This is a genomic window from Pedobacter roseus, assembly GCF_014395225.1.
GTDB classification, from domain to species: domain Bacteria; phylum Bacteroidota; class Bacteroidia; order Sphingobacteriales; family Sphingobacteriaceae; genus Pedobacter; species Pedobacter roseus.
Genome location: NZ_CP060723.1, coordinates 5,542,206 through 5,566,265, shown reverse-complemented (window position 1 = coordinate 5,566,265; position 24,060 = coordinate 5,542,206). Strand labels below are relative to the sequence as shown.

Annotated in this window: 13 protein-coding genes; 4 read left to right on the top strand and 9 right to left on the bottom strand. The window is 40.9% G+C overall.

The features are described from left to right. Positions 1-225: 225 nt before the first annotated feature. Positions 226-2,058, top strand: a complete 1,833-nt coding sequence (locus H9L23_RS22970) for an outer membrane protein assembly factor BamB family protein (protein ID WP_187592496.1) — start codon at positions 226-228, stop codon at positions 2,056-2,058. Between the two features lie 68 nt (positions 2,059-2,126). Here H9L23_RS22970 and H9L23_RS22965 read toward each other — a convergent pair whose 3' ends face one another. The 5 genes from H9L23_RS22965 to H9L23_RS22945 form a co-directional block, all read right to left on the bottom strand. Beyond that, positions 2,127-3,971, bottom strand: coding sequence for a RagB/SusD family nutrient uptake outer membrane protein (locus H9L23_RS22965; protein WP_187592495.1), 1,845 nt, complete (start codon positions 3,969-3,971; stop codon positions 2,127-2,129). Between the two features lie 11 nt (positions 3,972-3,982). Then, a complete protein-coding gene (locus tag H9L23_RS22960; RefSeq protein WP_187592494.1) occupies positions 3,983-7,450 on the bottom strand; it encodes a SusC/RagA family TonB-linked outer membrane protein in 3,468 nt (1,155 codons plus the stop codon). 269 nt (positions 7,451-7,719) lie between these two features. Further along, positions 7,720-8,517, bottom strand: coding sequence for a DUF4397 domain-containing protein (locus H9L23_RS22955; RefSeq protein WP_187592493.1), 798 nt, complete (start codon positions 8,515-8,517; stop codon positions 7,720-7,722). A 24-nt stretch (positions 8,518-8,541) separates the two neighbouring features. Next, positions 8,542-10,152, bottom strand: coding sequence for a SusD/RagB family nutrient-binding outer membrane lipoprotein (locus H9L23_RS22950; protein WP_246474767.1), 1,611 nt, complete (start codon positions 10,150-10,152; stop codon positions 8,542-8,544). 8 nt (positions 10,153-10,160) lie between these two features. Then, on the bottom strand, positions 10,161-13,241 hold the full coding sequence (locus H9L23_RS22945; RefSeq protein WP_187592492.1) for a SusC/RagA family TonB-linked outer membrane protein: 3,081 nt from the start codon (positions 13,239-13,241) through the stop codon (positions 10,161-10,163). A 245-nt stretch (positions 13,242-13,486) separates the two neighbouring features. Here H9L23_RS22945 and H9L23_RS22940 point away from each other — a divergent pair, with 245 nt between their 5' ends. Beyond that, positions 13,487-14,233, top strand: coding sequence for a DeoR/GlpR family DNA-binding transcription regulator (locus H9L23_RS22940; protein WP_187592491.1), 747 nt, complete (start codon positions 13,487-13,489; stop codon positions 14,231-14,233). A gap of 34 nt (positions 14,234-14,267) precedes the next feature. Here H9L23_RS22940 and H9L23_RS22935 read toward each other — a convergent pair whose 3' ends face one another. From H9L23_RS22935 to H9L23_RS22925, 4 genes are all read right to left on the bottom strand, one after another. Then, complete coding sequence (locus H9L23_RS22935) at positions 14,268-15,248, bottom strand: RagB/SusD family nutrient uptake outer membrane protein (RefSeq protein ID WP_246474766.1); 981 nt, start codon at positions 15,246-15,248, stop codon at positions 14,268-14,270. A 17-nt stretch (positions 15,249-15,265) separates the two neighbouring features. Then, complete coding sequence (locus tag H9L23_RS26735; protein ID WP_246474765.1) at positions 15,266-15,562, bottom strand: hypothetical protein; 297 nt, start codon at positions 15,560-15,562, stop codon at positions 15,266-15,268. A 14-nt stretch (positions 15,563-15,576) separates the two neighbouring features. Further along, positions 15,577-18,657: a SusC/RagA family TonB-linked outer membrane protein gene (locus H9L23_RS22930; protein ID WP_187592490.1), complete on the bottom strand. Its 3,081-nt coding sequence runs from the start codon at positions 18,655-18,657 to the stop codon at positions 15,577-15,579. 190 nt (positions 18,658-18,847) lie between these two features. Then, positions 18,848-20,044, bottom strand: coding sequence for an anhydro-N-acetylmuramic acid kinase (locus H9L23_RS22925; protein WP_187592489.1), 1,197 nt, complete (start codon positions 20,042-20,044; stop codon positions 18,848-18,850). A 151-nt stretch (positions 20,045-20,195) separates the two neighbouring features. Here H9L23_RS22925 and nagB point away from each other — a divergent pair, with 151 nt between their 5' ends. Then, complete coding sequence (gene nagB / locus H9L23_RS22920) at positions 20,196-22,121, top strand: glucosamine-6-phosphate deaminase (protein ID WP_187592488.1); 1,926 nt, start codon at positions 20,196-20,198, stop codon at positions 22,119-22,121. A gap of 772 nt (positions 22,122-22,893) precedes the next feature. Beyond that, positions 22,894-24,054, top strand: coding sequence for an acyltransferase family protein (locus H9L23_RS22915; RefSeq protein ID WP_187592487.1), 1,161 nt, complete (start codon positions 22,894-22,896; stop codon positions 24,052-24,054). The last annotated feature ends 6 nt before the right edge of the window (positions 24,055-24,060 follow it).

Below are 24,060 nucleotides of genomic sequence, written 5' to 3'. Positions count from 1 at the left end.
ACTTCGGTTCGCAATGACGATATGGGGCTAATGATTAAATTCAATATTCAAAAAGCGATAAACTGTTTAAACCTGTCGCTGTAAGGTATCCAAACTTCGGATATCCGCCTTCAGACTTCGGGCTCAATTTAATCCTAACTTAACACGTAAAATTGGCATTACAAGCCCGTTTAAGCCCTAAAAAATGTCGATTTTTATAGTAAAACAATTTAACAAAAAACAACTATGAAACACCGCATTCTTTTACTGTTTGCTATTCTCTTATCGCTCTCTGTAAAAGCACAGAATTTTAAATATGCTTTTGTAACTGATACACATGTGGGTTCGCCGACAGGGGAAGAAGACCTCAACAGAACCGTTGCAGACCTTAACACATTAAAAGATATTGATTTTGTAATTATTACTGGTGACATTACCGAAATGGGCACCAATAATGAACTTAAACTGGCAAAAGACATCCTTTCCAAATTAAACAAACCTTACCACATTATCCCAGGTAACCACGATACAGGTTGGTCGGAATCGGGAGGTGTAAATTTCATAAAAGAATTTGGCGGCGATAAGTTTGTTTTCGACCATAATGGCTACCGTTTTATTGCCTGTGCTTCGGGGCCTTATGTACGGATGAGTGACGGACATATTCCAAGGGATGCTACGGTTTGGCTGGATAGCGTGCTTAAAGCCACACCTAAAAACATGCCCATAGTTTTTGCCAACCACTACCCACTTGATAATAGTTTAGACAACTGGTATGAAGCCACAGACCGTTTGAAGAAATACAACATTCAATACGCGATATGTGGTCATGGCCACAATAATCACCCTTACAATTTTGAAGGCATTGAAGCTACTATGGGTCGTTCTAATTTAAGGGCGAAAGATAGCATTGGCGGATACAATATTGTGAGTATGACTAAAGACACGGTATTTTTTCAGACCAAAAAACCGACGCAGGATATCCTTCCAGCCTGGCGAAAAATTGCTTTGAAAACTTTTGCAGCCGATCAGAAAAAATATGAGCGCCCCGATTTTGCCCTCAACAATAAATATCCCGCAACAAAAACGCTCTGGTCTTACCACTCAAATGCTAACGTGGTAAATACCCCAACCTACGCTTCGAACAATGTTATTTTTGGAAACAGTTTGGGTTTGGTAGAGGCCTTAAACAAGAATACCGGCAAAAAAGTATGGACATTTAAAACCAAAGGTGCCATCTACTCTTCTCCCGTAGCAGTAAACGGAACCGTTATTTTAGGTTCGGGAGATGGAACCATTTATGCGCTAAATGCAAAAAACGGAAAAGAAATCTGGCATAAGGAAACGACGAATTCGGTACTGGGATCGCCAGTGGTTAACGGCCAACAGGTATTTATTGGTGGAAGTGATAATACTTTTAGGGCCCTGGATGCTAAAACAGGAAAAGAAATCTGGGCTTTTGCAGCAGTTGAGGGTACAATTGTAGGCAAACCACTTATTTACCAGGGCAAAATTATTTTTGGATCGTGGGGCAGGCATCTTTACGCCCTCGATATTAACACAGGGAATCTGCTCTGGAAATGGAACAATGGACAGCCTAACAGGATGTTTTCGCCGGCGATGGTAACGCCAGTTGCTTACCAGGGTATAGTGTATATTGCTGCTCCAGACCGTTATTTAACGGCCATTGATGCAAAAAACGGTAGTACGTTATGGCGGAACAAAGAAGCTACGGTCCGCGAATCGATTGGCCAGTCTGCAGATAGCACTGTTATTTACGGCAAAACCATGCAGGATGAAATTGTGGCCTACAAAGCACAGTCGCAAGATCCAGGTATTTTATGGCGCTACAATGCTGGTTTTGGTTATGAGCACGTTCCTTCCATGTTAATCGAAAAAGATGGAAAGGTGTTTTTCGGCACAAAAAACGGCGTGATTTACGCCATTGACCCTAAACAGCAAAGTACGGTTTGGGCACACAAAATTGATAATTCAATGATCAATACGGTAAATGTGATCGACAGTAAAAATATCCTTGCCAGCACCATGGATGGTAAAGTAGTGTGGTTAAGAATCAAATAACAATTATAAAAAAACCTCCTCAAAAATTAATTTGAGGAGGTTATATCAAACTTAAAATAACTTAAATACTACCAACCTATGGTTTGCGTAAGTTTAAAGCCTTTTTCCTGATATTGAATAATTTGTGCCTGCCCTACCGGCGATAAATATGCCCTATCTGTAAAAGCATTTCTATTTGCCGCATTGGTAACCATCCAGTAACCTACCATGGCTGCAGCATTTGTACCATCATAAGTAACAATAGTGCCATCAGCCTTTTTAACCTTAACGTTTCGGGCAGTTGCATTTGCAGCTGTTAAATAACTTGCGGCTTCGGTTTGTACATTAACCCATGGGCCCAAATAATAATCAGAATTGGTACTGAAATCCATGTTATTTAATTTTTTCCAGCGTTTTAAATCCAATAAACGGGTATGCTCAAACACAAACTCCATGCGGCGCTCCCTACGGATTTCCCAGATCAGATCAGGAACATCGGCATCTTTAGCGGGATCAACGGGAAGAGAACCTAAAGTTAACGGTGCTGTTTTTAACACTCCTTTTGCGGAGGCCGCAGCATCTAACGGACGGTTCCTAATGGCATTTATTGATTTATTGAGATCGGATTGTGTGATGGCTGTACCTGAATAATATTGAGCCAATACCGCTTTTGCCTCTATCCAGTTTAGTACCACTTCTGCCAAACGCATTACAGGTGCATCACTTGTATTTGTATTACTGCCCCAAGCGGCAGGATAGGTTTTTCCGATATAAGTAAGTGCCTCTCTTGAAGCAAATTTAAAACCATAAAGCAGAGTTGCAGAAGGCACCAGGGCTTTATCATAAAACGAAGCTTCGAAACGTGGGTCTCTTGTTTTCACCAAATCGGCAATGGTAAATGAATTTGCACCCGCAACCGATGAATTTTGCCATACTTTTCCATCATTAAGGAGGAAAGATTTGATCAAAACCAAATTGGCATCAACACCAACTACTTCGGTTCCGTTTTGGTACGAACCAATACTGTGCGTAACGGCTAAAGCAGCATCATAAGTCCTGTAAAGTAATACTTCCGGATGCCCTGCTAAATTATCGCTTGAGAACAATGATTTAAAATCGCGGGTAAAGTTATATTTGTTGCTATTGATTACATAATCACCTGCTTCTACAGCAAATTCTAAATATTTTTTTGCTCTTGCTGCATCTAAGCCATGGTAATGCTCATACGTTCCTTCGAACAACATAAACCTCGAAATAAATGCAGCGGCAATATATTTATTCAGAAACTGTGCTCCATCATTATCACGCATGTTGGCCATTACATATTTAAAATCATCGTACACCTTATCCATCACCACACCCCTTGCATCTCTATCTTTGTATAAAGCTGGCAGATCGGTATCCGAAACTTCTTTATCAAAGTAAGGTACATCTCCAAAAACACTCACCAAACGACTATACTCAAAGCCCCTAAAAAAACGGGCAACGGCTGTCCAGTGATTAAAAGCTTCTGCAGTAATTTTTGGTTTTGCCACATCGTTTAAGCGCGCCAACATTACATTTGATTTTCTAACCCAGGCAAAATCCCAAGTTGGACCTGCATAAGTACCAAGCCAATCAGCAGTTTCCAATGTAGATCCTCTTGAGGTAGGCACACTGCTTTCAAAGCTGGTTTGTGCATTTTTTCCGGTTAAATCATCCGAGAAAGTGTAACCTCTTACGGGTGTATAATCTACTCCAAAGCCAGAGTTATATCCATTAAAATAGTTGGTATAATAAGCGTTGGCATACATGCGGATGTCATCTTCACCACGCCAAAATTGTCCATCAACATAATCTGTTAAGGGCGGACGGTCTAAAACATCTTTATTACAAGATACAAGCAGTAGACAAGCCAAAACTGGCAATCCATATATGTATTTAAAATATTTCATTTTCATAATTTTTAAAAATTCAACTGAACACCAAACGAGATACTTTTAAAAGCAGGGATTCCTGTTCCGGTACGGCCACTATTGTAATTTGACTGATCCCAGATTGAATAACCGCTAACACTTTCAGGATCGATAGGCAAATCGCCTAAATGATCCCAGGTAAAGAAATTTTCCAAGGCGGTATATACCCTAAGCGAACTGATGCCAACTTTTTTGGTCATCATTTGCGGGAAAGTATAACCAACTGTTAAATTTTTTAACCTGATGTAGGCCATATTTAACAGATACCTGTCTTGAACCTGCATGTTATTGGTAGTTCCGCTAGCCGCGTTGTTGTAAGCAGCAGGATAAAATGCATCTGGTGTTTGCGGTGTCCAGTAGTTACCCGCAATTGCTTCTGGCATGGCTCCATCGGCAGAGTTAAATCCTGGGATGGCTAAAAATCCTGCACCCCAAATTTTGCGGCTTCCTACTCCTTGGAAAAATGCACTGATATCAACACCTTTAAAATCGGCACCCAATCTAAATCCGTATTCGTACCTTGGATTGGAATTTCCGATTACCTCTAAATCGCCATGGTTGGCTAAAGTACCATCTCCATTGCTGATTTCTCCATCACCATTTACATCGATGAACTTAACATCACCCGGGCCAAAGCGGAACGTTGATGCGTTTTGTAAAAATGGCTGATAAACAGGCTTTTCGCCATTTGGTCCTGCTTTTAGTTTATAGGTCTGCTTACCTGCGTTCAATTTGCTTTCGGCATTGGTTAGTGTAATTAAAATCGGTTTGCCCGATCCATCCAATTCAAAATCGCTGGTTTGATACAACCTATCCGTACGGTATCCCCAGATTTCGCCAATATCTTTACCATTGTAGTTGCCGATAACCTGCGTACCGGAACCATAAGCGTTTAATTTAGTTTTGGCGTCAGAAATATTTCCTTTGAAATTGATACCTAAACCATTTTTAAACCTATGGTTAAAATCAAAGGTTAATTCCCAGCCCCTGGTTGATAGTGAACCATAATTACCTTGTGGTGCGCCGGCTCCAAAAGTTAGCGGAATACCCTCTTCGGGCACGATCATATTATTTGTATTTCTTTTGAAAAGGTCAAAAGAGACATTTACTTTGTTGTTCAGCATCGTTGCATCAAGACCAAAGTTGGTGGTTACAATATCCTGCCATTGAATATTGGCGGCAACAGCAGCAGGTGTACCTACATAATTTACTTTTGCACCGTTTGCTCCGATCCAGCTCGACTGTCCGCTAGGCATGGTTGAAATATACAAGCCGTTTGGTACAGTTTGATCACCGATTGAACCCCAAGACCCTCTAAATTTTAACTGATTTAAAAAAGGTTTGGTAAAGGCCATAAAACTTTCTTCGCTGGCTACCCACCCGGCAGAGAATGATGGAAACCATCTCCACTGTAAATCTGTAGGGAATTTAGAAGAACCATCGTAACGCAGGTTACCTTCAATAAGGTACTTATTTTTAAAGGCATAGTTTACACGTCCGAAATAACCCAATTGTGCTTCCCATCTTTTATCAGCACCAGGAATACTGATTCCACCCGGAATAATGCCCATCGCTGCTGTAGCAGGAAGAACTGTTTGAACCCCTGTACCAAATTTAAACTGTGGATTAATGATATCTGCTAAATTGGTGATCTGCCCAAACTGCGACTCAGCAGTAGAAGTAACGCGGTTTAATCCTAAAATAAATTTAAAATCGTGATTTTCTTTCAGGTTTAAATTATAGGTGGTAAAGGCATTAATGGTATGGCTAAAAAAGTTGGTTGCCGACCTTGCGTAATGATCGGGACTTGAACCAGGTGTGGTATACATATCCAACGACAAATCGTAAGCAGCCATGGCACCAGCTGTTGTGCCTGATACTACCTGCCCCTGATCATTTACAAAAACAGGTGCGCCACTTGCATCTAAACGTGCTTTAGGTGCCACCCATGAGTTTCTAGCGGTAAACCTTGTGCCCGGTCTTTTCCAATCTTCATTCTGGTTGGTAAAGGTATAATCAAAATCTACCTTCCAGTTTTTCATGATGTTTACTGTAGTTCCTAAATTTACATTGGCATAATTTAATAAGATGTTGGCCGTATTTGCTGAAGCCACTTCGCTTTCGGGACTGCGAATCATATCTCCATTTTCATCCCTGCCTAGTGGATATAGCGAACTCCATCTATATAGATACAACCATGGATCGGCAGTTGTAGAATTGGTGGTATAGGCATATTGCTTATTTCTTCTTGAATAAAGTGCACCTCCACGAATAGTAAGATACTTATTAATTTCACTTGAGATCTTAAACGAAGCATTATAACGTGTAAAACGGTCTTCCTTAGCTGGCTTTAACATACCACTCTGATCGAGCAGGCCAAGTCCGATATTATACGACGTTTTTCCAGTTGTACCACCAACTGATAGGTTGTGTTGCTGTGTAGGCGCCCATTCTTTGATCATATAGTCGTAAGGATCATAAGTCCGCACGCCCATTTTCAGGTTAGCACCCTGCACATACCAATCTCTTCCAAACACGGTAGGATCGTCTGGACCGATTGTACTTCCATATTTTTCTTTCCAGGCGACTGCTTTTTCATAACTTGCCCTATCAACATAGTAAAATGCACCAACCGGAGTGGTTACTCCCACACGTTCAGCAGCGTCAACAGTGTATTTCAACCCGTTCACATCAGCCATTTTTAAATCTTTCCAAACGTTTTGGAATGAAAAATTATTAGAATAACTGATGGATGGCTTATCCGTACCCGAACCCTGTTTAGTGGTAATCAATACCACACCAAAAGCTGCCTTAGCACCATAAATTGAAGCAGCAGCAGCATCTTTCAAAATTGTAATTGATGCAATATCGTTAGGGTTAACCAATTGGATACTCGGGATTTCTACGTTATCCAATAAAATTAAAGGAGAACTTCCTCCGGCGAAGGAAGCAAGCTGCCCCCTGATTTTAATTACCGGGTCTGAGCCAATTTCGCCACTTGGAACGGTTACACTTAAACCTGATGCCGCCCCCTGAAGCGCCCTGCCTACGTCAGCAATCGGCCTGCCTTCCAAAGTCTTTTTTACATCAATGGTAGAAACAGCACCGGTTAGATTACCTTTGCGCTGGGTTCCATAACCCACCACAACTACATCATCCAATCCTTGTGCATCGGTTTTTAGACTTACATTGATGGTTTTGGCAGTGCCAACTGTTTTTTCGGCGGTTACATAACCGATATAAGAAAATACCAGTATGCTGCCGTTTGCGGCACTAATGGAGTAACTTCCGTCGGCATTAGTTTGTGCAACAGTATTGCTGCCTTTAACCCTTACAGAAACCCCTGGTACAGGCCCATCATCTGATGTAACCTTACCTGTAATGGTGGTTTGTTGCGCAACAGCTTGGGCCAGCAGCAAAAACACACCAAGAAAGATTGATAGTAATTTTTTTTTCATAAACACTAGTTAATGATGTTTGTTGTTAGTTTGGATTCACAAACACGCAGAATACCGCATATTCCTGAATTTTAAGTAAATATCATAATTGTTTTCCACTTATTTACAAATATTTAGGGGGTATATATTGTAATTAGTTTGATATTATTGCAAAAAGCCGCACAAAAGCGCAATTAAATAGGTTCTGGTCTACTTAATAAAATTTATTTTTAACAAAAAAAGCCGCCGCTAAAATTTAGCGACGGCCTGAACCAAACAAAAAAAAGGAATTACCTGATTAGAAAGAAGGATACATAAGGCCTGCGCGGCGCAGTAGTAATGCCATTATAACCACTGGCAAAAATGGTATAAACCCTTTGGTTTAAAAAGGTACTCGCACTGGTATAATTCGCCAAAACCGTTGTTGTGGTGATGGCCGCTCCAGCTGGCCTTATTTTCCAGGTTTTTGATTGCGCCGACCTTAGTTTAATTTCATTGGTAATGTTCAGATAGTTTACATTACCAGCAATCAGCGAGTCTTTTGTGTTATCAGTTGCACTGGTTCCATAATACAGATCTACCGATGGAACATTAGGCATCAGGTTGATAAACCTGTATTTACAATATGCCGTATCAGGCCTAACGAAACTTTCTTCCGTTAATACATTTTTGGTAAAAGCAGCAGTATCTGTAATGTGGGCAACATAGTTTTTGCCCGCCTGGATCTGAAACGTAGTGCTGTACAGTACCAGCGAATCTGTTCCGTCATCTTTCTTCTTAGGAAGGATAATGGAGAGTTTCAAATTGCCCGGGTTTACCGCAAGAAAATCAGCAGTAGAACTCCCGCCGGTATTGTACCCACCACCCGGAAATGGTGTACGGGCAGTAATTACACTACTTACCCTTTTATCGTTAATTTTAATGGCTATCGCCCTATTGTTATAATAATAGGAGGCGTAATTTACCTTCAACAATGCCTGATCGCTGGTCAACTTTTCGGTTTCGCCATAATCGAGTACATTTTTAGTACAACCTGTTAAAGCCATGGCAATAAACAGGCAGGCAAATAAATTAGAAAATATCTTCATGTTAATATGCTTTAAAATAAAACTTTACGGCTGACTAAACCAGGTTTCTTTAGTCATATAATCAATATCCAATCCACCCCACTTGCGTAATTCCTCGGTATTCCATACATACTCTGAATTATAACGCGGCCTGAAACGGTAAGCATATTTACCACCCAACAAAAGATCTGCTGCCGGAATCTGATAAAACTGCCTGAAAACATTGGCGTCGTAATGGTATTTCCTGAGGTCATTCCATTGCTCCAAACCGGCCCATCCCCATTGTGCAATGTATTTCTGCCCCATAATATCAGCCAGCGTTAAAGTTGCTGCGCTTTGCGCTACTTCGGTAGAAGTTAAATAGGCATTAATCTCAGCATCGGTAATTAGCGGATCGGGCGTTTTGGAAGAACGGCCATAGGTATTGCAAAAAACCATGTGCCCCGAAATACCCTCTTTGTATGCGGTATAGGCATCTGTGGTTTTACCCTGTAAAAATAACGCCTCTGCTTTAGCAAAGCGCAATTGCGAATAGGTCATGATCGGATACCTGGCAGCATCGGCAAAAATATATTTTCCGTTATAGGTAGTAGCACCTGCAGGTATTGATCCGAAAACAATTGGCAGCGCAGATGTACTGCTACCCTGGGTTGGAACACCGGCAATGTACCTGCCTAAAGTAGTGGTCGCTGTACTTGCAGGCAACATTCTGCTTAAACGCGGATCAAGCGAGCTTGTTGGGTTTACCGCAGGCGTCCCCTTCACTCCACCTGCAAGATAATTTAAGATGGTGGTAGAAATCCTTCCATAATAAGCAGAAGTTGTACCGGAAGTGTTGATATAACCTAATGTTGGACCAAAAGGATTGGTATCATCCTGACTGGCAGCCGAAAAATAAACCGTTGCAGATTCTGCTTCATTAGCAAAAGATAAATTGGTGTATTTAACCACACTATCCGCATACATGGTTTTAAACTCAGGCTTGCTGATCAAATGGCTATACTGCAATGCATAAATGGCATATACAAATTTTCTCCATTTCGCCATATCTCCCTTATAAATCCCATCTCCGGTAACACTGGCCAATTGCGTAGCATAGTTTAACGGACTTTTCATCATGGAATATTTTAGCGACTGCTCGCAATAGAAACGCACTTTTGCATAAACTTCCGGTTGATCATGGTAAGGAAATTTTAACATCCCAGGAGTAAAAGCTTCATCTAAAATAATCGGCCCATGCAGATCGGTTGTTTGCTGGTAAGCCCAGGCTTTAATGGCGTAACCAATTGCCGCGTATTCATACTTTTGGTTGGCAACGGCATCATTAATCAAATTCTCGAGATTCAAACCCAAATCGACATAAGTCATCCTCCAGATTACCCCTCCATTATCACTTGAACGGATAAAAGTGTGTTTTTCAAAAGCAATAGATCCATCATCAGTTGATGCTCCGATAAGATTTTGTGTAATTTTCCAAATAAAACGGTAATCCTGCGAGGTTCCGTTCGTCATCTGGAATAAAATCGGCGGAAGTAGTAATTCCGCTTTACTGGTTTGTGGCACAGCAGGATTGGTATTGATATCAAGGTATTTTTTACATCCTCCGGCCATTAACAATATTGCCGCAGCAATATATAATTTATATAATCTTTTCATGTTATTCGCTATAATTTAACCCTAAATCCTACGTTGAAACCAATCGGCTTACCCACATTACCATAATCAATACCGTAACCACCAATACCGCCCACACCCGGTGAATTTGAGTTACTCTCCGGATCTCCACCAGAATAATTGGTAATCAAAATAGAATCGGTAACCGTAAAAAAGGCACCAAAGCTTTGAATAAATCCGATACGCTTAACCAATGACGGAGGAAAATCGTAAGCCAAAGTAACATCCCTTAAACGGAGCGTGTTGATATTCTTTTCTACGAACATCTCTGGCGCAACATTTAAAGAATAATAGTTAGAAGCATAATATGGTGTTACAGAAATGGTATTAACTGTTGGGTTTGCGGTGTTCTGCAAACCATCATTCAACACACCGGTAATAATCCTCGGCACTTCCCTGTCCAATGTCTTAACACTGATTCCTTTAATGTAAGAAGCATATTCGGTACCGTTAACCACATCGCCTCCATACCTGAAATCCCATAAGAAAGAGAGATTAAAGCCTTTATAGCTAAACCTGTTTACAAAACCCAAAGTAAATTTTGGATTTCTGTCGCCGATTGGATAAAACTGAGTATCGGTAACCGATGGCAAACCTGATGATGGGTTGATCAGAATATCACCTCTATCATTACGGGCAAACCTGGTACCGCTGATGGCACCTGTGCTGTAACCCGGATGCACTGCACTTCTAATGTCGCCAACCACCCAGGTATCAGATTCGTAAAGTTCTGGAAGTTCATTTGCAAGCGATAATACCACACCACGGTTACGGGTAAAGTTTAAAGTAGTATTCCAGCTAAAATCTTTCCCCTTTATCGGGTTACCGGTTAACTGCACTTCGATACCACGGTTACGTACGGTACCGCCGTTCATCATCTCTAAAACGAAACCTGTACCATAACTTAAACGCGGATTAATGATCTGATCTTTACTCAACAGGTTGTAATAGTTAAAATCCAGTCCGATACGGTTTTTCAGGAACTGCATTTCAGTACCGATTTCGAAATTTTCTGATACCTCAGGTTTTAAATTCGGATTACCGCCATAGTACGAATAAGCATAACCACCGCCAGTAAACCTTTTAGCCTCGTAATTCGTACCGGTTGAATATTCCCTCCATGGCTCCTTACCTGTTAAAGCATAAGAAGCTCTTAACTTACCATTATCCAGCCAGGGCATAGCAGTTTTAACACTGGCCAGATCGGTAAAATTAAAGGCCAAACTTGCAGATGGATAAGCAAAATATGGATTGTTAGGCATCAGGCGAGAAGCACCATCAACCCTGCCTGATAAGGTTAAATACAGTAAGGTTTTATAACCCAAAATGGCCTGTGCAAAAGCACCCACCGTGCGGTAACGGTTTACATAAGTTAATGTACGCTGTGTAGTAGGCAGGGTGTTGTTAATGCTGTAAAAATTAGGATCGTACATGTTCGTTCCACGCTGGGAGTCGGTGGTAGAATTGTAATCGTTAAAAGTTGCACCAATCACATAAGTATTGTTAAAATCGCCAAATTTATGTTTGGCTGAAGCGGTTAACGATCCGTTAAATACTTTGGCCAATTGGTCGTAAGTCATTACCGCACCACCTGTTGGGGCAGCAGCCGAACCCGAACCACGGTAAGATTGGGCATGATATACTGATAAACCTTTGGTATTGGCAATATCTGCCCCAATGATTCCGTTAATACGCAGCCATTTTAAAGGCGTCAGCTCTATGTTGGTATTGGCAATCAAACGGTTAACTTTATCATTATTTACGTTTTTAACCACATCCCAAAGGGGATTATCAAACTCTGAATAAATGCTTGCCAGGTGTAAAAGCCGGTTTCCGTTGGCATCCTGATAATCCTGAACGTTATATGCAGAGCTAAAACGCATCAACTGCAATAGCGAACCATTAGCACCTTTATTGGCTTTATCGTTGTTAGAATTGATGTAATTGAAGGTAGTGGTTAGTTTTAAAACAGGCGAAATGGTACCTACTGCGGTTACCCTTGAAGAAATGCGGGTATAACTCGTTGTAGGAATGGTTCCCTTCGAATCAGTATATTCATTAGACCAGCGGTAGGAGAATTTATCGGTTCCGCCCTCAAATGATAAATTGTGTTTTTGCGTAAAACCTGTTTCGAAAAAATTATGGATGTTATCGTAAAGCGGTGTATTTGGTAGAAATGCTGGGCCAAAAAAGTTAGACGAACCGCCATCGTAAACTCCATTAGATACCCCGGTATTGTATTTGGTCTGTATTTCCGGAAATTTATTCAATTGCTCTACCCTAAACGAGTTGCTATAATTGATGCTTCCACGACCTGCTTTGCCTTTTTTTGTAGTGATTAAAATGGCGCCACTGGCCCCTGCACTCCCATATAACGCGGTAGCTTCGGGGCCTTTCATAATCACATAACTTTCGATATCGTTGGGATTGATATCCATACCCCTGTTTGAATAATCCTGATCTCTGTTTGCCGCGCCCGATACAAGTTCTCTGGTTTGGTTTAATGTGCTGTTATTGATCGGAACCCCATCTACTACAATCAGCGCATTGTTATCGCCACTAATAGACACAAAACCCCGCAAAACAATCTGCGCAGAAGCACCGGGGTTGCCATTGGTACTGTTGATCGATAAACCCGGTACCCGCCCCTGCAGACCGCCAAAAAAATCGTTCCTTTGGGTTTCTGCCACTTCTGCTCCCGAAACTTTTGGCGTAGAATAACCCAACGATTTAACATCACGGTCAATACCATAGGCCGTTACAACCACCTCGTTCAGGTTGCTGGCATCGGAGATAAGCGTAACATTAATGGCCGTGTTGGCGCCTATAGCACGCTCTATAGTTTTGTACCCAACATAGGAGAACACCAAGACATCTGTTTTTGATGCTTTAATGGAATAATTTCCGGTATTGTTGGTTTGCGAAACGGTGCTGCTCCCTTTTACCCGTATGGAGACGCCGGGAATGGGTCCGTCAGCAGAGCTGACCTTACCGGTAATGATCTGCTGTGCAAAAATTTGAGCAGACAGCATAATGATACCGATAAAACTAAAAAGTAGTTTTTTCATCATAATTTGTTAGTAAGAAAGTTTGGTTACTGAGGTTGTTGTTTGTTTCCGGTTTATCAAAAACGCAAATTCACGCAGTTTTGATCTTAGTTAAGTAAATATGATGAATGTTTTTGACATAAAAAACAAACAGGCAAGATTTATCATACAAACTAAACAATATTTTATTGCAAAAAACCGCAAAAACGCGCAATATGTACAAAATCTAAAAATCTTTTATACTTTCGTTTAAAACCAAACACCTACTTATGCTGAAAAAAGAACGCCACGACTTCATCATGCGACAGATTAACTTACACAACCGTGTATTAACCTCTGATCTGGTGCAATTACTCAATGTTTCGGAAGATACTATCAGAAGGGATTTGCAGGAACTTGTTGATGAAAACCTGCTTTATAAGGTACATGGAGGTGCTTTATCCAAATCTTACCACAGTTCTTTTGATGACAGTACGGTTTATGCCCGCGATAGTAAAATCGCCATCGGCAAAAAAGCAGTCCAGCTGATAAAAGATGGTATGGTGATTTTAACGGGTGGCGGAACCACGATTCTGGAGTTTGTAAAATTACTTCCACAAGGCTTAATGGCTACGTTTTTTACCATCAGCCCACTAGTTGCAGTAGAATTGGCTAAATACAATAATATTGAAGTGATTTTGATTGGCGGTCTGTTCTCCAAAAATTCGCAGGTTACCTATGGCGGACAGGTTATTACTCAATTATCGGAAATAAAAGCCGATTTATGTTTAATGGGCACCAGCGCCATTCACCCTGATGAAGGTTTAACTGATACCTACTGGGAAATTAATCAGCTTAAAAAAGCCATGTTAGCCTGTGCACGAAGAACAGCGGTACTCTGCATTTCCGAAAAACTGGATATTGCACTGAGGTTAAGGGTTTGCCCGATAGAAAGCATCAGCTACCTGATCACAGAGTTGGATATTGAACACGAATCGCTTTCCCGCTACAAGGAAAAGGAATTGAATATTTTATAAAAAGAGTCCCGATTGTCATCGGGACTCTTTTCTGTTAGAAACCTGGATCGGCAGGGGTATTCGTATTGTTATCCCTTTCTGCAAAAGGATAAGGAAAGAAATTACGCTTGCGATCGGTTAAGGGCTGGTTAAACCTTCTCATATCTTCAAGCTTTAAACCCGACATGAAAAGTTCAATACAACGGTGCTTGTAAATCAGATCTAAAAGCTGCTGTTGTGTATATGTTCCGGTTAAGGCTGGCAATGCTGCCCCCACACCAAAAGGATCTGTTGAAGCTGTTTTAGTTACGATTTTGTTCAGCTCAGAAAGCGAAGAAGTTAAGTTAGGGCTTGCCTGACGGGCATAAGCTTCTGCTTTAATCAACGTCATCTCTCCAGGCAAATAAACAGGAATCTGAGTAAAAGTACCCGATCCAAAACCATTGATACGCACGGTGGTATTAATTATAGTATAAAATGGAATCCTTCCATCGCCAGCATCAGGAACATTAGCTCCGGTTTGCCCTAAATTTATATTTTTTGGTTGTATAACATTGTTGGTAGAGGTTGCGATCTCAAAAATCGGATTAAGGTTCTGTGCATCGTATGTAAATGATGATTTTTTAGTTAAATCGACCGCATTTGCACTTGTTAATGCAAGGGCATAATTTCCTGCAAATAATGCATAACGGGCCTTTAAGGCATTTAACGTATTCGGAATATCAATTCCAGAAGGTACATTGCTTAAAAATGAAGTATTTACCGGGTTTACTGCTATTACGGCCAAAGCATTATCGATGGTTGCAATTGCTTTATTATAGCCTTCGGCTCTCGTAATAAATGATACATTCTGCCCGTTTCCAGAAGGCACTTTTTCCCAGTATTCTGCTAAATTACCCAAGGCGAGTGCTTTAAAAATGCTTGCTTGCGCAATTAGACCTGATGCATAACTTTTATCGGGAAGATTGGCTGCGTTATTGATCACGTTATCGGCATCATAAATGATTTTATTAGCTCCAGCCCAAACATTTAGCAATACCGAATTTGTACCATCTACCTGTACACCCCCGCAACTAACCTTTCTTCATTGGTATTACCTGTATTAATGGATATCAGTTCATTTGTAGTTAAACCATTTAAAGTAATAGAAGCATACAGAATTCCAGCACGCGTAGTAGAATAGTTTTTCTGTAAGCCTACCGTAACGCCTGTTAAACCTTTTGCCGAGTTTAATACATCATTGGCAGTAGCCGCATTAGGATTTAAATACTCCTTTTTACAAGCGCTTGAAAAAGCCACTATTGTAAGCAGAAATGCATAACCTATATATGTTGATTTTAAATTTTTCATAATAATTTTTTAAATTAGAATCTTGCTTGTAAACCCAAAGAGAAAGTACGTGGAATTGGCACTGAGCCGAAATCGATATTTCTCAAAATGGTAGATTGACCACCAGAGTTCAACTCCGGATCGTAACCTTTATAATTATCCCACGAAATCAGATTTCTTCCGCTAAGATTAACGGTTAAGCTTTTAACAAATTTAACCTGACCAATAGTATAGCTTAAAGAAATTTCCCTTAATTTCACAAAAGATCCATCATCAATACGCCATTCTTCTACATTGTATGCCCCAGCCACATAACCTCTAGGCAATTGCCCCATCTGCTCAGCTTCAGCTACTTTCCCGTTTCCTACACCCTGACGTGTTCTCCAGTCTGCGTTCCAAACATCGCCTCCCTGAACAGCATCCAGTTGAATGTGCAAGCTCAATTTTTTGTAGGTAAAATCATTAACAAAAGACCCTGTATAATCGGGGTTCGGGTCGCCGATTACTTTACGTAAAACATTACCAGCGGCCTGACCTGCTGTTAAAGGAATACCAGCAGCATTTGTTGCAATATCCCCAGTTGATGTCCGTTCAAAATATGTCCCATAAAAAACACCTACCGGATAACCGTCAGTAATAGAAACGGGTGCTCCAGCATTGGTTGCTATTAGTCTCTGTGCACCTGAACCCACTATTTTATTTCTATTTCTGTTGTAAATTAGCGTCGATGTCCAGGTGAAGTCTTCGGTTTTAACTGGCACTCCTGTAAGCATTAACTCTATACCTTTATTTTTTAAAGTCCCGCTAATATTGTCTAAGAGACTAGAAAAACCAGTTGTTGGTGCAATCACAACCGGCAATAATAAATCAGTTACGTTTTTATTATAGTAACTAAAAGTTAAACCTAAGCGATTGTTAAAAAAGGACATATCTGTACCAATTTCAAGCTCCTTTTGGCGCTCTGGTTTTACGCTCGTATTAGCCAATGTTGTTAACGATGTTAAAGATGTTTTGCTGTTCAACGCACTTGGCGAATAAACGTTGAAACGATCGTATGCTCCAATCCCTGTTAAATTTCCTGACTGGCCATAAGCCGCTCTTAATTTTAGTGCATTCCACCATGATGATACACCCAAATCCTTCCAATAATCGGCAGATGAAAGCACATAACTTACGTTTGCTTTAGGATAAAACTGCGTTCTATTGTCTTCCCCAAATACAGTTGATTGATCTACCCTTATGGCACCAGTAACAAACAAATGGTCTTTATATTTAAAATTTTGTTGTAAATAAGCACCACTAATTGAGAATTCTGAACGACTGTCTGCATTAGGTAAAACAGTACTCGCTCCGTTTACTACCTGAACAAAAGGCGCTAATCCACGTCCATTTAGTAAGCTGTACAGGTCTTTTTGGTATTGATAAGATCCGCCAAGCTGAGTAGTAGAACTCAACAAGCCTGTAATTTTGGTATCATAAGTAAAATTCAGTTCATTATTGAATAATGTTGTTGTAGCGTTTGCAGCACTTGCGTAACCATTTAGTGATGGATCCAGCGTTGGTCCGCCACCATAAAAACCTGTACTTACATTATATGCAAAAGGCGGAATAAATGTAGTTCCGTTTTGGATTGAATTATCAACCCCCATAGTGTAATCAATAGTTAAATTTTTAACAGGTGTAAGTTTTAATCCCGTATTTGCAATAATGCGATTGGTAAACTGGCGCTGCTTGATATCTTCAATAACAGAAACCGGATTAACACGACCGCGTTCTCCGATGGCTTTTAAATTGCCTAATGCATCCCTGGTAAACAGATCGTGAAAATTACCAATAATGGTAACCGAATTCATTGGCGAAAAGAAGGAATTACCGTCGGGCTTCTCATTAGCATCACTATGAACGTAATTGAATCCTGCTGTTAATTTCGCCCACTTGTTAATGGTTTGATCAATATTCGCCCTGAAGTTCATTCTGGTGAAATCGGTATTTTTTATAATTCCCTGGTTTGAGAAATAGCCAGCAGAGGTATAGAATTTAGTGTTGTCGTTACCGCCCGAAACTGAAACTGAATTATCTGTCCCAATTCCTGTTCTGAAAATATAATCCTGATAATTATACCTGGTTACTGGAGTTGTTGTAATTAGTGCAGGAGACAGTACATCTTGAGTCTGCGCAGTCGGCCCATCGGTTGGTCCTCCAAATTTTGTTGGCGATTGATTGACATCAATTTGCTTCCGCAACTCACTTATGGTTAGGCTTGTACTAAAGCTCACTTGCGGTTCGCCGGTTTTACCTCTTTTGGTAAAAATCTGAATTACACCCGCATTTGCCCTTGAGCCATAAATGGCAGCCGCAGCAGCGCCATTCAATACTTCAATATGATCAATATCGGAAGGGCTTATATCGACCATCCGGTTTTGGCCGATACTTCCAACAAAATTTCCGCCATCATAATTGGCAGATGTGTTGGTTACTCTGGTTGTAGAATTGTTTACGATTACTCCGTCAATGATGTATAGTGGCTCTGAAGATGAGTTAACAGAGCTAACCCCTCTTAACCGAACAGACATTCCTCCCGCAGGATCTCCGGAATTCTGACTGATCTGTGCACCTGGGGTTTTTCCCTGTAAAGAGGAAAGTACGTTGCCACTTGGCGCTTTGTTTAAATCATCGCCTTTTACAGTGCTCACGTAACTACCTAACTGTTTGCGGGTAGTACCTTGCGAGGTACCCGTAACAATTACTTCATCGAGGCCCACTGCATCGCCGCTAAGAGCACCATTTACCTGAACAGTAATATTATCGCCAAGCGTTACCGGTTCCACAGTTGATTTATAGCCAATAAAAGAAATCTGCAGCTGGTATTTACCCGGAGCCAAATCGACCGAAAATGTGTAGGTTCCACCCGAACTCGTACTGGTTGCAAGGTTAGTGCCGAGTATTTTTACAACAGCGCCCGGAACCGGGCTGTTATTTGAGGCATCAGTTACTTTACCACTGATGGTATAGCGTTTATTCTGTGCCTGAGCCGCCTCTGCAAATAAGAGCAGCAGAAATGGGATCAACAAAATCGCAAAAAATCCTGTTGACCATTTTAGGTAACTTTTTTCCATAAAATTTGGTTTTGTGTTAGAAGATTAGTGTTAAAACAAATTTAACAAAATACCGCACAAAGCAAATTTTAAGCTGGTTTTTATTTGAAAATTGTAAACAAAGTTGGAAGGTTGTAAATTTGAAATGTTTGAAAGTTACATACTGCTTAATTAATTGTCTGCTCCTGACTTTTGACAGAGTACTCAGGCTTTATTCCGGTAGACTAATTTTCCCCATACAAACAGAAGGTACACCTTGCCGATCGCCAAAGTTGATCGGTTTGCCGCAAAGCGTTTCATTGGCAAGTACTGCAAATAAAACTGCTTCTTTAGCATCGGGATTAATATTTAGATCATCAGTAGTTAAGAAATTACAAGAAGGCAATTTAGCTTGAAGTAGTTTTACCAGCAATGGGTTATGCATTCCGCCGCCGCTCATAAACACCTGTGCACGGGCATCCGCTCCAAAGCAGCGTTTTATGGCATTGGCAATGGTTTCGGCAGAAAAGTGGCACAGCGTGGCCATTACATCTTCCTTACTTATATCCGCTGTTGAGGATATTTCCTGGGCTTTTGTTAAATACTCCAGGTTAAACAGCTCCGGTCCTGTAGTTTTAGGGAAACCCAGGTCAAAGAAATCACAATTAAGCAAAGCAGACAAAAGCTGAGGATTTAGTGCTCCACTTAAAGCTATGCCGGCATTTTTATCATAAAACAGATTAAAATGCCGTTGCACATACTGATCCATGAGTGTATTCCCCGGACCAACATCTGTCGAAAAAACCGCACTGGCATCCATACTACCTGGCAAATAAGTAAAATTTGCAATCCCGCCAATGTTCAGCATTATGCGATCTTCTCCAGCTTTCGAAAACATCAGGTAATCGCCATACACCGCTAAAGGTGCGCCTTCACCCCCTGCCGCTAAATGTTTTTGCCTAAAATCAGAAAGTGTGATAATCCCTGTTTTTATCGCAATATGGTCACCATCACCAATCTGTAATGTACCATTGGGATAATCGGCCAGTTGATGCAAAGATTTTGGCGCATGGAAAATGGTCTGTCCATGGCTGGCAATAAAATCAACAGCCTCATTTCCAATCCCCCACTCTATAAGGGCTTCGTTAATGAGTGCAGCGTGCGTATTGGCAATATGTTCATTCATCAGACAAACCAGTTGTAAATCAACTTCCTTTTTAGAAAAAACAGCTTTTATTTTTGCCCTGAAATCATCAGTATAATCGCCGGTTTTAAATTTCAGTAACCGGATATCCGTATCTGGTCCACTCCCTTTAACCGAGCAGAGTGCAATATCCAATCCATCCATCGAAGTCCCGCTCATTAAACCGATTATAAAACGTTCTGTTTTTGCTGCTTTGCTGTACAACTTTTGAATCTCTGCGTTCATATTGATTTTATGTTAAAAAGATCAAACGTTTGTCTGCCCCTTTAATCCAATTTTATGTAAATACTTCCAATAAAAGTAAATATCCTTTGTTACAAATCGGTCATAACTGCCTATATTTACTGCTCCGTACATTAAAATCCATATAAAAAAAATGGCTAGATTAAATCTACTGGAGGAGACACGTTTCGAGAAATTACCCGTAAGCGTGTTCGAAAATCCAAAAATTGCTTCCATTAATGTAGCACACCGTATTGCCGGGCTCATTAAATCAAAACAAGCAAACAACACACCTGCAGTACTGGGCTTAGCAACAGGTGTTACCCCAATTGCAGTTTACGCCGAATTGGTGAGACTGCACAAAGAAGAGGGTTTAAGTTTTAAAAACGTAATTACTTTCAATTTGGATGAATACTATCCAATGGCGCCAACAGCGGTACAGAGTTACGTTACCTTTATGAACGAAAATCTTTTCGATCATATCGATATTGACAAGAAAAACGTCCATATCCCTGATGGAACACTTGCACTGGAGGATATTCCGGCATTCTGTTTAGCTTATGAAAAGAAAATCGGTGATCTTGGCGGACTTGATATCCAGATTTTGGGTATAGGACGTACCGGTCACATCGGATTTAACGAGCCGGGTTCCGCACCAAACTCGGGTACCCGTTTGGTTACTTTAGATGATCTTACCCGCCGTGATGCTGCACGCGATTTCGGTGGAAAAAGCTTTGTACCAACCAAAGCCATTACCATGGGTATTGGTACCATTTTCAAAGCAAGGGAAATTATATTAATGGCCTGGAGCCGTAAAAAAGCTTCGATCATTAAAAAAGCAGTTGAAGGCGAAATTTCGGGCGAAGTACCGGCAACTTACCTACAGCTTTCTGAAAATGTGGAGTTTATCCTTGATGCACCTGCAGCTTCAGAACTGACCCGTTTTGATACACCATGGTTGGTTAAAGATTGTGTGTGGACAGATGCATTGATCCGCAAAGCGGTAATCTGGTTGGCCAACACCCTTAAAAAACCGATCTTAAAATTAACGGAAGACGATTACAACAACAATGGTATGGCGCAACTGGCTACCGAAAAAGGGCCGGTTTACAACATTAACATCCATATTTTTAATAAATTACAGCACACCATTACGGGTTGGCCGGGTGGTAAACCAAATGCCGACGATTCTCAACGTCCGGAAAGAGCTGAACCAGCAAAAAAACGCGTAATTATCTTCTCTCCACACCCTGATGATGATGTAATTTCAATGGGAGGTACATTCTTGCGCCTGGTTGACCAGAAACATGATGTACACGTGGCTTACCAAACTTCGGGCAATACGGCAGTTTGGGATGATGATGCATTGCGCTTTGTTGAGTTCAACGTAGATTTTACCGAGAAAATGGGCATGGATAATACTCATTTAAAGGATCTGTATAACAAAATGAGAACCTTTATTGAGCAGAAAAAACCAAACCAGGTTGATACGCCGGAGATCCAAACGGTTAAAGGACTGATCAGAAAAGGTGAAGCCATCGCAGGAGCGCGTTATTGCGGCTTAGAAGATGACCATATCCATTTCCAGGCACTTCCGTTTTACGAAAGTGGCAAAGTGCAGAAAAACCCGGTAACCGATGCCGATATCGAACTCACTATCGAATTATTACAAAAGGTTAAACCGCAGCAGGTGTATGCCGCAGGCGATTTTGAAGATCCGCATGGAACACACATCGTTTGTTTCAATATTATTTTGGCGGCCTTAAAACGCCTGCGTAAAACCGAAGCCTGGGCACAGGATTGCTGGTTATGGATGTACCGTGGTGCATGGCACGAGTTCGAAACTTATGAGATCGAAATGGCTGTTCCAATTTCTCCTCAAGAACTGGAACGTAAGAGAAATGCGATCTTTAAACACCAGAGTCAAAAAGACAGGGCAGTTTTCCCGGGTGATGATGCAAGAGAATTCTGGCAACGCGCTGAAGACCGCAACCGCGATACGGCAAAGGCTTACGATGAACTTGGCCTTGCAGAATACGAAGCCATGGAGGCATTTGTACGCTGGAAGTTTGAAGACTAATTTAAATAAATATCAATCCTGCTTTGTTAACGCAAAGCAGGATTTTTTTTTTGCCCAACCTGCGAAGTCTCAAAGGCCTGGAACGCAGCAAGACTTCACAGGTTTTTACACGAATTTCCCATTGATTGGTTTCACACCAACCGGCATAATTAAAGTCTAATTATCCGAAATCTCTTTTTTTGGAAAGCAATGTTCGTAGTGCTTCGGTACATTTAGTCCTGCCCTTTGCTTAATCCCGATAAAAAAACCGGTAAAACAAATTAATCTTAAATCGGGATAACGCTGTCGGTCAGGTTTATCGAACATAAGCCTTTTGCCGTTGTGATCCAGGCCTTTCTTCAGGGAAACAACCCAGCTTAATCAAATCTCTCCGTGTTTCTGAGCATCCGTGGCAAAAAATAAAGATCTATCCCCATGCCGTCATACTGAGGGATAATTTATTTATAAAAATCAATATAAATGACAGTAGAATTTAATGGAAATAAATCTCCCAGGGGATCGTCATTGCTGAGCAGGCTTTTCAGCCGACGAAGCAATCTTTACAGCAAGGATCACTAGCATGATAGATTGCTTCGTCGTTCCTTCTCGCAATGACGACCTTTTTTTGAATTCTGTCTATGGTAGCACAGCCCCTGTTAACGAAGAATCACTAACCACACTTAAAAAAGATCCTTCACGGTGTTCAGGATGACAGACCGTTTGCCCCCAACTTCTTATTTATTTCTCTTTCTAAAAACAATACTCTAAATTAGTTAGCTCAAACCAACCAACCATGAGCGAACCTAAGCAAAGATTGCTATCTCTTGATTTTTTTAGGGGATTAACAGTAGCCGCAATGATTTTAGTGAACAATCCGGGCAGTTGGGGCCACATTTATGCACCTTTAGAGCATGCTGAATGGAACGGCTGCACCCCTACCGATTTAATCTTCCCTTTCTTTTTATGGATTGTGGGTGTATCAATCGCTTTTGCCATGAGCAGTAGCAAAGCAGATCCGGCTACACATCAAAAAACAATTATCAAAGCGGTTAAACGGGGCATTATTTTATATCTGCTTGGGTTTTTCCTGGCTATTTTCGGTAAAATCATCAGCGCCATTATAGATGATAAATCCATTTGGGAAGCTTTTCAAACCGTACGGTTATTGGGTGTTTTACAAAGAATAGGTATTGTATTTATCATCAGCAGCATTATTTTCATTAAAGTTTCTACCAAAAACATCTTTAGAGCATTAATTATAATACTTGCCGTTTATTGGGCATTAATGACGTTCATTCCTGTTCCGGGCGTGGGTTATCCCAACCTGGAAAAAGAAACCAATTTGGCCGCCTGGATTGATCGTGGCATTTTAACCGAAGCACATACCTGGGCATCTTCAAAAACATGGGACCCGGAAGGTATTTTAAGTACCTTACCTGCAATAGGCACCTGCCTTTTTGGTATACTGGTTGGGGTTTGGATGCGCAGAAAAGATGTAGATAACCCAACAAAAGTTGCCTGGCTTTTTACTACCGGCATTATCGCAGTTGTTTTAGGCTTGCTGTGGAATTTACAGTTCCCGATAAACAAAGCACTATGGACAAGCTCTTACGTGCTGTATGCAGGCGGATTAGCCTCAATCGGCTTGGCACTTTGTTACTGGATCATCGATGTTCAGGGCTTTAAGAAATTTACCACTCCTTTTGTGGTATATGGGGTAAATGCCATCACGGTATTTTTTCTTGCGGGTTTGGCTCCCAGGGTTCTCAACCTGATCCAGCTAACCAAACCTGATGGCACCAAAACCGGTTTGTTGGTCAGGTTTTACGAAACCTGTTATATGCCTTTTTTCAGCCCGATAAATGCTTCTTTGGTTTGGGCCATTACTTATGTCCTCGGATTTTATGTTTTGCTATATTTCATGTATAAAAAGAATATTATTATTAAGGTTTAGTAATTT